Origin of the sequence: Micromonospora sp. DT228 (assembly GCF_049841595.1) — a bacterium.
Classification (GTDB): domain Bacteria; phylum Actinomycetota; class Actinomycetes; order Mycobacteriales; family Micromonosporaceae; genus Micromonospora.
This window is the reverse complement of record NZ_JBNCKO010000004.1, coordinates 354,882-366,877: the sequence shown is the minus strand read 5'-3', so window position 1 is coordinate 366,877 and position 11,996 is coordinate 354,882. Positions and strand designations below refer to the sequence as shown.

Sequence of the window (11,996 nt, the reverse complement as noted above, 5' to 3'; positions counted from 1 at the left end):
GACGTGCTGATCAGGCCAGCAGTTCGCGGACCATGGGGATCACCCTGGAGCCGTACAGTTCCACGGCCCGCATCCGGGCACTCGCCGGTTGCGCTCCGGCCGAGTAGATGAGGTCGAACCGGCCGACTCCGAGGCTGCGGATCGCGCGGGCCATCCGGCGGGCCACCGTCTCGGGTGAGCCGATGTAGAGGGACCCGTGCTCCACCTCGGAGTCGAACTCCTGGCGGCGGATCGGTGGCCAGCCGCGCAGCGCGCCGATCCGGTCGCGCATCACCCGGTAGTGCGGCCAGTACACCTCCTTGGCCTCCTCGTCGGTGTCGGCGACGAAGCCCGGCGAGTGCATGCCGACCGGGTGCGCCGTCGTACCGAGCTGCTCGGTCGCCCTGCGGTAGAGGTCCAGGTACGGCGCGAAGCGCTCGGGAGCGCCGCCGATGATGGCGAGCATGAGCGGGAGACCGTACTGGGCGGTGCGGACGACCGACTGCGGTGAGCCACCCACGCCGACCCAGGTGCTCAGGTGCCCGGACTCCGTCTTGGGAAAGACGTCGGCGTTCTCCAGCGGGGCGCGCAGGGTGCCGCTCCAGGTGACCGGCTTCTCGTCGAGCAACTTCACGAACAGCTCGATCTTCTCCTCGAACAGCGTGTCGTAGTCGCGCAGGTCGTAGCCGAAGAGGGGGAACGACTCGGTGAACGAGCCGCGCCCGAGGATGACCTCGGCCCGGCCGTGCGACAGCGCGTCCACAGTGGCGAAACGCTGGAACACCCGGACCGGGTCGTCCGAACTCAGCACGGTCACCCCGGAGGCCAACCGGATCCGTGCGGTACGGGTGGCGATGCCCGCCAGCACCGTCTCCGGGGTCGACACCGAGTACTCCGGCCGGTGGTGCTCGCCCAACGCGATGACGTCGACGCCGAGTTGGTCGGCGAGCACCGCCTCGTCGACGACCTGGCGGATCGCCGCGGCGTGGGAGACGAGCTTGCCGGCGTCGTCCTCCGGTACGTCGCCGAACGTGTCGAGGCCGAACAAGAGATCAGACATGGGTGGGCTCCTTCGCCAGCAGCTCCCGGACCCGCGGCGCGACCTCACTGCCCAGCAGTTGGATGGTGCGCGCGCGTGCCTCGCGGGGCAGGTGCATGATGTCGTACTTCAGGTCGAAGCGGTTCAGCCGCAGGTCGCGGGCGACCGTGGCGATCTTCTGCGCCACCGTCTCGGGTGACCCGACGAAGAGCGCCCCGTGGTCGATTTCGGCCTCGTAGCGTGCGCGGTCCGGTTTGTAGAAGCCGCGTTCCGCGGCGAGCGCCGCCGCGACCGGCTGCCAGTATCGCCACCACGTCTCCACCGCCTCCTCGTCGGTGTCCGCGACAAGGCCGAGTGAGTGCTGCCCGATTGGCTGCGGGGTATGCCCGAACTGGTCGAGCGCTTTGGTGTAGAGGTCGACGTGGCCGGCGAACCGCTGGGGTCGCCCACCGATGATCGCCAGCATGAGCGGGAGACCGTGCCGGGCGGCGCGGACCACCGAGTTCGGGCTGCCCCCGACGCCGATCCACGTCGGGATCCCGCCGGGTCGCATCCGTGGGTGCAGGCGCTTCTCGGTCAGAGGGCTTCGTACGGTTCCCGACCAGGTGACCGTTTCGTCACGCCGCAGCCGCAGGAAGAGGTCGAGCTTCTCCTCGAACAACCGCTCGTAGTCGGCCAGGTCGTAGCCGAACAGCGGAAACGACTCGGTCGCCGACGCGCGTCCGAGGACGAGCTGGGCGCGGCCGTTGGACACGGCGTCGAGGGTGGCGAACTCGTGGTAGAGGCGCACCGGGTCGTTCGTGCTGAGCACGGTGACCGAGGTGCCGAGGCGGATCCGCTCGGTCGCCGTCGCGGCCGCCGCGAGCAACACGGGTGTCGCCGAGTCGTTGTGGCCCTCCCGGTAGTGCTCACCGAGGCTGAACACGTCGAGTCCGACCGACTCGGCGAGTCGTGCCTCGTCCACGAGGAGTCGGACGGTCTCGGCGTCGCTCAGGACCCGGTCGCCGTCGGTGGCCACCTCCCCGAACGAGTTGAGCCCCAGTTCGAAACCTGTAGCTGTCATCGTGGCCTCCTCGGCTCCCGTCGGCGACCCGCGGGAAGCGGACCTACCGGTTGACGTGTCAATGATGCTAACTTGGCGATTGACACGTCAATTCCCGGGAGCGATGAGATGACGGAGACCACACCCGCCCGGCGGGGAGGACGCCAGCTGCCGGCGGCGGAGGAGCTGCGGATCTGGCGGGACTTCATCGAGACGACGGCGGCGCTCAGCTCCCGGCTCGAGTCCCGCCTCCAGGGCGACTCCTCCCTCTCGACCGGGGACTACGCCGTGCTGCTCGCTCTCAGCGAGGCGCCCGACCAGGCGATGCGTTCGTCCGCGCTCGCGGCGCACATCGGCTGGGAGCGGAGCCGGCTCTCCCACCACCTGGGGCGGATGGAGCGGCGCGGCCTCATCCGCCGTCAGGAGTGCGCGACAGTCCCCCGGGGAGCGGAGGTGCTGCTCACCGCGGCCGGTGCCGAGGCGTTCGGCAACGCGACTTTCCCCCACCTGCGCGCCATTCGTGAACTCTTCGTCGACGCCCTCACACCGGAGCAGGTCGTCGCGGCCGGCGAGATCGCGGCGGCGCTGCGAGCACGTCTCGACGCGCCCGGCGAGGACTGATCACCGGGGACGCTCCGGTCGTCTGGCGAGGTGCCCGAGCACCGTGGACTGGGTGATCATGTCGCCATGACTGCGGGTGATCAGTCAATTGCGAAGGGCTAAGTCCGGGTGGTCCAATCCTCCAGGAACCCGCCAATCCGCCAGCACGCTGTGCCGGCGACGGCTGCGCCGCCCGGGAGGTACGACCATGATCGAAACCGCCGCCGCAGAGGCCCACCGCACCCGACCAGCCCGCTCCGGCCCCGGAAGCACCGAGTCGGTGTTGCCGGAGCTGCGGGAGATGTGGTGGGAGACGGGGGTGCGGGCGCGCGCCGAGGCCGGTGTCTTCGCCGTCTTCGCGGAGCTGCCCAGGCTCGTACGGACAGCCCTGGGCATCAGTTGGCGCGCGGACCGACTCCGTACCGGCGTGGTGGCCGCGGCGACGGTCGGCGCGGGGGTGATGGCGGCCTTCGGGTTGCTGGCCACCCAGCGGGTGCTCGTGGAGTTGTTCGCCGGCGGCCCGACCGCGGACAAGGTGCGGGCCGCGATGCCCGCCCTGGCCGTGCTGGCGGTGGCGACCGCGCTGCGCGCCGGGATGGGCATCGCCACGGGGTACGCGCAGAACGGGTTGACGCCGCGGGTGAACCGCGAGGTGGAGCGGGGTCTGTTCGAGGTGTCCACGGCGGTACGCCTGGAGGCGTTCGACGCCGACGCGTTCGCCGACGACATGGAACGCGCCTCGCGGGGCACCGAGTCGACGATCGGGCTGGTGCAGGCGTCGATGAACCTGCTCGCCGGGCTGGCCGGGCTGCTCGCCGTGGTGGCCGCCGTCGTCATCATCCACCCGCTGCTGCTGCTGGCGCTGCTGGTGGCCACGGTGCCGAACGCCTGGGCGTCGTTGCGGGCGGGGCACCTGCGCTACCAGACGTACACCGCCGGATCGGTGCGCAGACGTCGACTGTGGCTGCTGCACAAGCTGATGGCCGAACGGGCCTCGGCCCCGGAGTTGCGCTCGTACGGCTTGCGCGGTTTCCTCCTCGACCAGTACGACCGGGTGATGCGGGTGGAGACCGACATCCAACTCGCCCTGGCCCGTCGGGTCACCACGACCACAACTGTCGGGGCGATCATCGGCGGCCTCGCCACCGGCACCGTCTACGTCCTGCTCGGCCTGCTGCTCCTGGATGGGCAGATCCCGCTCGCCGCCGCGGCGACCTGTGTCATCGCGGTGCAGTCCGCGCAGCGGTCCCTGGCCATCGCCACCTTCCAGGTCGACCACGTCTACACCGAGGGTCAGCACTTCGGTGACTACACCGGCTTCATGACCCGTGCCGACGCCTACCTGCCGGACGCCGCCCGGCCGTCGGCCGCCGCCAGTCCGCAACGGCTGCGGGAGTTGACGATCAGTGAGGTCAGCCTGCGCTATCCGGACCGGGACACCCCGGCCGTCGACGGCGTCACGTTGCGGATCGCCGCCGGCCAGACTGTCGCGTTCGTCGGGGAGAACGGCTCGGGCAAGACGACACTCGCCGCGATGATCGCCGGCCTCCGGGCGCCCTCCGAGGGCAGCATCGAGTGGAACGGTCGACCGCTCGCGGACTGGAACGTCGCCGAGCTGCGGGCCCGGATCGCGGTGGTGACGCAGGAATACCACAAGTGGCCGTTCACCGCGGCGACGAACATCGCCATCGGCGACGTCGACACCGAGGCCCGGCAGGACCTCATCGAGGCCGCCGCCGCCCGTGCGGTCGCCCACGACATGATCAACGAGCTTCCACACGGGTACGAGACGTTGCTCGACCGGACCTTCGCCAGAGGTCAGGACCTCTCCGGCGGGCAGTGGCAGCGCATCACCGCGGCCCGCGGGTTCCTCCGTGACGCCGAACTGCTGATCATGGACGAGCCGTCCTCCGCCCTCGACCCCCGGGCCGAGGACGCCCTGTTCCAGGCCATCCGTGATCGCCGAGGCCGCGCCACCACGATCCTCATCACGCACCGGCTCGCGAACGTCCGCCACGCCGACCGGATCTTCGTCCTGCACCACGGCCGACTGGTGGAGGCGGGCACCCACGACGACCTCGTCGCCACCGGCGGTCGCTACGCCGAGCTGTTCGCTCTCCAGGCCGCCGGCTACGACGCCAACCTGGCCGAGCGGCCGCGGCTTCCGCACCAGGACACGACGTCCTCGCACTGAGGAGAGACGCCAGGACGGAGGGGTGCGTCCACCGGCGAGGTCCGACGCTCCGGACGTTCGTCCGCCTGCCTGCCGGAGGCTAGGCTGCGCGTATGTCAGGGGCGCGATGGCGTGGCCGGGCGGCGGAGGTCGCCCTGGTGGTCGCCGTCGGTCTGGTCGCCTGCGCCGGCCTGGTGGCGCAGTCACGGGGCATCGACACCACCGCCGAGTGGACGGCGCTGCTGGTGGTGCTCGCCTCCTGCGCCGCGCTGAGCCTCCGCCGCCGCCATCCGGTGCCAGTGGGTGTGGTGGCGCTGGCCGCCGTCGTCGCGTACGGGGTGTTGCTGCACAAGGCCGGCCCGATCATGCTGGTCTTCGTCGTGGCGCTCTACACAGTTGTCGACGAGGGACATCTCTGGATCGCCACCGGTCTCGGTCTCGCCTCGGTGATCGCCTTCGCCGCCGCGGACGACGACAACCGATCCCCGGACACCATGAACGGGGCGACGCTGCTGCACGCCGGTTGGCTCGTCGCGGTCATCGTCGGCGTGACCCGCAACCGCCGGGCCTACCTCGCCGAAGCGCAGGCCCGCGCGGTCGTCGCCGAGCAGCGGATGGAGGAGGAGGCCCGGCGGCGGGCCACCGAGGAACGGTTGCGCATCGCCCGTGAGGTGCACGACGTCCTCGGCCACCACCTCTCGCTGATCAATGTGCAGGCCAGCGCCGCGTTGCACCGGCCGGACCCGGCCCGCTCCGAGCAGGCGCTCACCGCGATCAAACAGACGAGCAAGGAGACGTTGCGGGAGCTGCGGGCGACGCTCGGCGTGCTGCGGCGGGAGGGCGATGCTCCGACCGCGCCCGGCCCCGGCCTCGATCGCCTTGGTGATCTGATCCGGACGGCCGGCCGCCCGGAGTTGACGATCAGCACCGACCTGGCCGAAACCAGGTCGCTGCCCCCAGAGGTCGACCTGGCGGTATACCGGATCGTCCAGGAGGCACTCACGAACGTGGCCCGGCACGCGGGCGCCTCCGCCGCGGTGGTCCGGGTGCGACCCGACCGCGACGACGTGGTGGTGGAGGTGGAGGACGACGGCACCGCCACACCCGGCGCTCCGGGCAGCGGGATCATCGGCATGCGTGAGCGGGCGAGCGCGCTCGGCGGTTCACTGACCACGGGCACCCGGCCGGACGGCGGTTTCCGGGTCCGCGCCCGACTGCCGCTGCGGCCCGGCCCGACGACTGTGGGAGAGCCCGCGTGATCCGGCTGCTGCTCGCCGACGACCAGACCCTGGTCCGCGCAGGCTTCCGTTCCATCCTGGACGGCGAGGATGGCATCGAGGTGGTCGGCGAGGCCGCCGACGGCGCCGAGGCGGTGCGGCTCGCCGCGCGGCTGCGGCCGGAGGTCGTCCTCATGGACATCCGGATGCCCGTCCTGGACGGCCTCGCCGCCACCCGGCAGATCGTCGGGACCTGCGCGGCCCGGGTGATCATCCTGACCACGTTCGACCTGGACGACTACGTCTACGCCGCGCTGCGGGCCGGCGCCAGCGGCTTCCTGGTCAAGGACACCGAGCCGGCCGAGCTGATCCACGGGGTGCGGGTGGTCGCCCGTGGCGACGCGCTCATCGCGCCGTCGATCACCCGTCGGTTGATCGCCGAGTTCAGCGCCCGGGCCACGCATCCGGACCCCGGGCCGCGACTGAGCGTGCTCACCACCCGGGAGCGCGAAGTGCTCGCACTTGTCGCCGCGGGCCTGTCGAACGACGAGATCGCCGCGCGGTTGGTGCTGAGCCCCGCCACGGCCAAGACGCATGTCAGCCGGATCATGACCAAGGCGCAGGTCCGGGACCGCGCCCAGTTGGTGATCCTCGCCTACGAGTCCGGCCTGGCCGTTCCCGGCTGGCTCACCCGCCCCTGACCGTGACCTCAGGCGGTCAGGCGGTCAGGCGGGCACTGCGGCGGGCCCGGACCAGGGCCAGTCCACCGAGGACCACGCCGACCAGCCCGACAGCCAGCGCCACGAAGGCCCCGCCGCGCCCGTTACCCGTACCGATGCCGCCGTCGGAGGTGGCGACCACCATCCCGCCGAGCACCATGCCGGCCAGTCCCAGGGTCAGGGCCAGGACGGCTCCGAGTCGCGCCGAGCTGGTGCCGACGCGGCTGGCGGGGCGAGCCAGAGCCAGCCCGCCGACAACGACGCCGACCAGCCCCAGCAGGACGGCCACGCTCGCGCCGAGCCGCCCGGAGCTCATGGTGAGAGCGGTGGCGGCGGCCGGTCCGACCGACGCGTGCGCCGCCGCCGGCGCGAGCCCTCCGAGCGGAGCGATTGCGGCGCTGAACAAGTGGTGGATGGACATCGCACTTCCCTTCGGTCGCCTGACGTGTGCAGCCGCAGCGTATGGAGCGCAGGGCCCCGGAGTCGTCGGGCCGGAGTTGTCGATGCGTCTACCTCCCCGGCGGTACGGGTCGGGGACGCCGTACCGCCGCAGTTGTGCCTGTCGCCCGACCCAAGCGCCGCCGGGGCGGGCGTGATGATGTCCGAATGCCCAACGAAAGCCGCTCTGACCTGGGGTTCTGTCGGATCCGGACAGTAGCTTTCTCGGTGTTCGGGTGGTACCACTTGAGCATCGACCAACCGGCGGGGGCGGTGGTCCTGAGGAGGCTCCTTCCATGCGTAACACCAGCACCACCCTCCGACGCCGACCCTTGCGAGCGGCCGACCCGGGGGTCACGCCCACGCGCGCTGGTGATGCCGCCCCATCGCGCCCGACGAGACCACGATGACGAGCCCGGAGAGCACCGATGAGAGGGCGGCCGCCTACAACCGCGGTCTCGACGCGGGCCGGATCGAGCAGCGTCTGGACGGGCACGACGAGCACCTGCGGCACATCAACGGCTCGATCGACTCGATGACCCAGGCGTTGCAGAGTCTCACCGAGGAGCTTCGCGCCAACGTGTTCCAGTTCAGTGCCGGCGTGACCGCCGATCGCCGGGACACCAGGGAACGCGAGAACATCGCGGCGGTCCGGGTGCAGGAGGCGGGCTTCGTCGAGTCGAAGAGGACGGTCCGGTGGACGGCCTGGCAGCGCGGGTTCGCCGTGGTCGGCGCGATCATCCTGATGGTGAACTTCGGCCTCGGCCTCTACGTGGCCTTCAACCGCTGACCTGACGCGCCGTAGCCAGCAGGAACGCCTGATCGTCCCGCTCGGTGCCCCGAGCCCGCCGCACCAGGCGGCACTCCTCCCGCAGGCCGGCGGCCTCGATCTCGGCGGCGACCTGGTCTGCCGTGTAACGGTGTCGCTCCAGGTGGATCTCGTGGCCGAAGCGGCGGCGGTAGGGCTCGGACAGGTCGCGCGTGCCCTCGCCGGCCTGGAAGCCGACGAGCAGGTGGCCCGCGGGTCGAAGGACCCGGGCCGCCTCGGCGAAGACGCGTGCCTGCCCGGCGGGGGGTGTGTGGATGGTGGAGTACCAGAGCAGGACGCCGGCGAAGCTGTCGTCCGGGTAGGGGAGGGCGGTCAGCGAGCCCACGGTGAACCTCAGGTCGGTGTGGTCCCGTCGCGCTCTGCCGACCATGCCCGGCGACAGGTCGACTCCGTGCACGAGGCACCCACGGTCGGTGAGGTACCTGCTCATCCGGCCCGGGCCGCATCCGGCGTCGAGGACCCGGGTGTCGCCGCCCGCCGTCACCGCCTCGGCGAACGCGTCGACGATGGCGAGGTCGAGTGCGGCCTCGGCACGGGTGTCCGGCAGGAGGGTGGCGTAGTCCTCGGCGACGGTGTCGTAGGCCCGTCGCACACGGCGTAGGTCGAGCGGATCGGCGGGCGAGAGGGTCACGGGCCGCATCATCGCACCGGGGGATCACCCGTTGATCCGGCGGCGGGTCTTCGGCGCGCGCATCGCCACGAGTGACGGTGTCGCGCCGAAGACCTGCGGGCCGCGCCCCGCGCCGGAGGCGGCCGTGGGGGTACTACCGCTGCCAGGTGTCGATGGTCCGCACGCCGTCGCGGACGACCCGGTCCAGGATGGCGGGATTGCCGCTGGATCCCTCCCAGCCCTGGTCGTCGAACACCGTCACCACCGTGTCGACGCGGGCCACCGCGATCTGGCTGGTCTCGTTGCCGCCGGTGTGTTCTCCGCCGATGCTGGTCGCGGGCCAGGTCAGGGTCAGCAGCAGCGCTTCGTCGCCGACGCCGGGCAGAGCCTCGCTCTTGGCGGTCGCCCGGCTCCCGTCGTGCTGGAAGGAGGGACACGCCGCCAGGTCGGTGCGCAGACGCGCCATGTAGTCCGTGGCCCCGGTGCCCCCGAAGGTGAAGATGGTCTGGTGGACCATCCCCTGGGGCGTGTTGGAGGGATCGTCGTCGGCCTTCTTGTAGGTGACGGTCATCGCCGCGGCGGCGGTGACCTGGCGGCCTCCGGTGCCGAACTCGTTGCCGCAGAGCTTCGGCAGGGCCTCCTCGACCGGCACCGTTCGACGCGGAGACTTCCGCAGCTCGGGCGGCAACTCGACGAACGCTGACGTCGGGATGGTCGCCGGGCCGCTCGCGCTCGGCGAGGGCTGGCCCGTCGGGTCCACCCCTGCCGCCGCCGTGGTCGGTGCCGCGCTCGACGGGTTCGAGCCGGGCGGGTCCGCGGTGGTGGTGCAGGCGGCGGCGAGTGTGATGGTGCTCAATAACGGGACAAGCGCAAGCACGCGTCGCGTACGGGCGGGCGGTAGCGGTGTGTGTCGGCTCATGATCACCTTCCGTCGATGTCGGGGCAGTTCCCGGTGGCGTCCCGTCCCAAACGACACATCACGACCACCGGACGTTCACCCGGGCGGTGGTAATCGGGATGCCGACACATCCACCGGCCGGCTAGGGTGCCCGCATGACAAGCGTGATCGCCATCTGCACCGGAGCGTCGTGTGACGTCCAGGTCGGTGCACGGCGACGCCGGCGACCCGTCGCCCGCCCGCGCTGACCTGTTTCCCTGCGACCGGCGGATCGAGCCGCCGGTCGTGCGCTGGTCGTCCTCGGTCCGCCCGCATCTCCTGTCGTCCGAGGCCCGCCTGACAGTGCGGGTCCGAGTGAGATCGGCGTACTCATGGATCTTGAAAGGTTGTTGTCCGACCGGCTGGCACCGGCGTTCGGCGCGGTGGCCGGCGGACCTGTCGACCCGCTCGTGCGGCGTTCTCCGCGAGCGGATTTCCAATCCGACGCGGCGCTGGCGCTGGCCCGGCGGCTCGGCCGCCCGCCGCGCGACATCGCCGCCGCGGTGCTGGCACACGCGGTCCTCGACGACGTCGGCGTGTCGGCGGAGGTCTCCGGTCCGGGGTTTATCAACCTCACGGTCGCCGATCTGGCACTCGCCGACATGGTCTCCGGGCTGGCCGGCGACGCCCGGCTCGGCGTGCCGGTGACGGCGGCCCCGCAGACCGTGGTGGTCGACTATTCGGCGCCGAACGTGGCGAAGGAGATGCACGTCGGGCATCTTCGCTCCACAGTCATCGGCGACGCGGCGGTACGGCTGCTGGACTGGCTGGGGCACCGGGTGGTGCGGGTCAACCACCTGGGTGACTGGGGGACACCGTTCGGAATGCTGATCGAGCACCTGGCCGACCTCGGCGAGGTCGGGGCAACGCACGAGTTGTCGATGGGTGACCTGGACGGCTTCTACCGGGCGGCGCGGGTGAAGTTCGACGCCGACGAGGCGTTCCGGGAACGCTCGCGGCTGCGGGTGGTCGCGTTGCAGGGCGGCGACGAGCGGACGCTGCGGTGGTGGCGGCTGCTGGTGGCGCAGTCCGAGCGGTACTTCCTGACCGTCTACGACCTGCTCGACGTGACGTTGTCCGATGACGACTTCCGGGGCGAGAGCGCCTACAACGATCTGCTCGCGGAGGTCGTCGACGACCTGGACCGGTTAGGCATGCTGGCGCCCAGCGGTGGGGCCGACTGTGTCTTCCCGGCCGGGTTCAGCGGCCGCGACGGCGAGCCGATGCCGCTCATCGTGCGCAAGAGCGACGGGGGGTACGGCTATCCGGCCACCGATCTGGCCGCGCTGCGGCAACGTGTCGGTGAGCTGGGCGCGACCCGGCTGCTCTACGTCGTCGGGCTGCCGCAGCGGCAGCACTTCGCGATGGTGTTCGCGGTTGCCCGGGCGGCCGGTTGGCTGTGTCCGCCGGCCCGGGCCGAGCATCTGGGGTTCGGGTCGATCCTCGGCGCGGACGGGCGGATGCTGCGCAGTCGGGCGGGCGAGTCGGTGAAGTTGGTCGGGCTGCTGGAGGAGGCCGTCACCCGGGCCACCGACCTGGCCCAACAGCGGAACCCGGAGCTGGACGCCGAAGCCGCCGCCGAGATCGGCCGCGCGGTGGGGATCGGCGCGGTCAAGTACGCCGACCTGTCCACCGACCGGAGCAAGGACTACGTCCTGGACTGGGAGCGGATGCTCGCCCTGGACGGCAACACCGCGCCCTACCTGCAGTACGTGTACGCCCGGATCCGGTCGATGTCCAGGCGCGCCGGGACCACCGCGCGGCCGGACACGCCCCTCGTGCTCACGCTGCCGGCGGAGCGGGCGCTAGCGGTCGAGCTGCTCGGCTTCGCCGCGGTGGTGGGCGAGGTGGAGCGTAGCCTCGAGTTTCACCACCTCGCCGGTTACCTGCACCGGCTCGCCACCGCGTTCAACGCGTTCTACGAGCGCTGTCCGGTGCTGCGGGCACCGGACGAGCTGCGGGAGAGCCGGCTGCTGCTGGCCGAGCTGACGGCCCGGACGCTGCGGCAGGGGCTGCACCTGCTCGGCATCCGCACCCCGGAGCGGATGTGAGGGGTCAGCGGGTCTTCTTCGTCGCCCGCTTTCGGGGCGGCGTCAACAGGTCGGCGATCTGCGCGATCGCGGCGGGCACCAGGCGGTAGTAGGCCCACACCCCCCGCTTGTCGCGCTCGAGTAGGCCAGCCTCGGTGAGGATCCGCAGGTGATGACTCACGGTCGGCTGGGACAGGTTGAGCGCCCCGGTGAGGTCACTGACGGACGCCTCACCTTCGGGCGCGGACTGGATCAGGCTGAGCAGACGCAGTCGCGCTGGATCGGCGAAGGCCTTCAGCACCCCCGCGAGCCGTTCGGCATCGGCCCGCTTGATTGGATCGCCGGTGAGCGGCGAGATCGCAGGCATGGCAGTTTTCGCAGTT

Annotated in this window: 12 protein-coding genes; 6 read left to right on the top strand and 6 right to left on the bottom strand. The window is 71.4% G+C overall.

All coding sequences use genetic code 11. The features are described 5' to 3' along the window. Positions 1–10: 10 nt before the first annotated feature. Positions 11–1,039, bottom strand: coding sequence for an LLM class flavin-dependent oxidoreductase (locus ACLQ29_RS11130; protein WP_425771524.1), 1,029 nt, complete (start codon positions 1,037–1,039; stop codon positions 11–13). Continuing rightward, positions 1,032–2,081, bottom strand: a complete 1,050-nt coding sequence (locus ACLQ29_RS11125) for an LLM class flavin-dependent oxidoreductase (protein WP_393367268.1) — start codon at positions 2,079–2,081, stop codon at positions 1,032–1,034. Before ACLQ29_RS11125 ends, ACLQ29_RS11130 begins: the two co-directional genes overlap by 8 nt. 108 nt (positions 2,082–2,189) lie before the next feature. On the opposite strand from ACLQ29_RS11125, the gene ACLQ29_RS11120 reads away from it, so the two are divergent. The 4 genes from ACLQ29_RS11120 to ACLQ29_RS11105 all read left to right on the top strand — a co-directional run bounded on the left by ACLQ29_RS11120 (position 2,190) and on the right by ACLQ29_RS11105 (position 6,751). Further along, entirely contained in the window at positions 2,190–2,681 is a 492-nt protein-coding gene (locus ACLQ29_RS11120) for a MarR family winged helix-turn-helix transcriptional regulator (RefSeq protein WP_425771523.1), read from the top strand. Positions 2,682–2,868: 187 nt separating this feature from the next. Continuing rightward, complete coding sequence (locus ACLQ29_RS11115; protein WP_425771522.1) at positions 2,869–4,854, top strand: ABC transporter ATP-binding protein; 1,986 nt, start codon at positions 2,869–2,871, stop codon at positions 4,852–4,854. Between the two features lie 92 nt (positions 4,855–4,946). Next, positions 4,947–6,092 carry a sensor histidine kinase gene (locus tag ACLQ29_RS11110; RefSeq protein ID WP_425771521.1) on the top strand — a complete coding sequence of 382 codons (1,146 nt, stop codon included), beginning with the start codon at positions 4,947–4,949 and terminating at the stop codon, positions 6,090–6,092. Continuing rightward, positions 6,089–6,751, top strand: coding sequence for a response regulator (locus tag ACLQ29_RS11105; RefSeq protein ID WP_425771520.1), 663 nt, complete (start codon positions 6,089–6,091; stop codon positions 6,749–6,751). The genes ACLQ29_RS11110 and ACLQ29_RS11105 overlap by 4 nt, the downstream gene beginning before the upstream one ends. Positions 6,752–6,767: 16 nt before the next feature. On the opposite strand, the gene ACLQ29_RS11100 is transcribed toward ACLQ29_RS11105, so the two are convergent. Then, entirely contained in the window at positions 6,768–7,190 is a 423-nt protein-coding gene (locus ACLQ29_RS11100) for a DUF6223 family protein (protein WP_425771519.1), read from the bottom strand. A gap of 423 nt (positions 7,191–7,613) precedes the next feature. Between ACLQ29_RS11100 and ACLQ29_RS11095 the strand changes: the two genes are divergently transcribed. Next, positions 7,614–7,997, top strand: coding sequence for a hypothetical protein (locus tag ACLQ29_RS11095; protein WP_425771518.1), 384 nt, complete (start codon positions 7,614–7,616; stop codon positions 7,995–7,997). On the opposite strand, the gene ACLQ29_RS11090 is transcribed toward ACLQ29_RS11095, so the two are convergent. After that, positions 7,987–8,667: a class I SAM-dependent DNA methyltransferase gene (locus tag ACLQ29_RS11090; RefSeq protein ID WP_425771517.1), complete on the bottom strand. Its 681-nt coding sequence runs from the start codon at positions 8,665–8,667 to the stop codon at positions 7,987–7,989. The two genes, ACLQ29_RS11095 and ACLQ29_RS11090, sit on opposite strands and share 11 nt — an antisense overlap. Positions 8,668–8,800: 133 nt before the next feature. Continuing rightward, the gene (locus ACLQ29_RS11085) at positions 8,801–9,502 is read right to left on the bottom strand and encodes a hypothetical protein (protein WP_425771516.1); all 702 of its coding nucleotides are present in this window, start codon (positions 9,500–9,502) and stop codon (positions 8,801–8,803) included. A gap of 413 nt (positions 9,503–9,915) precedes the next feature. Here ACLQ29_RS11085 and argS point away from each other — a divergent pair, with 413 nt between their 5' ends. Next, positions 9,916–11,634 (top strand): arginine--tRNA ligase, encoded by a 1,719-nt coding sequence (argS, locus tag ACLQ29_RS11080; protein WP_425771515.1) that lies wholly within the window; start codon positions 9,916–9,918, stop codon positions 11,632–11,634. Positions 11,635–11,638: 4 nt separating this feature from the next. On the opposite strand, the gene ACLQ29_RS11075 is transcribed toward argS, so the two are convergent. Next, positions 11,639–11,980: an ArsR/SmtB family transcription factor gene (locus ACLQ29_RS11075; protein WP_208641223.1), complete on the bottom strand. Its 342-nt coding sequence runs from the start codon at positions 11,978–11,980 to the stop codon at positions 11,639–11,641. Positions 11,981–11,996 lie beyond the last annotated feature (16 nt).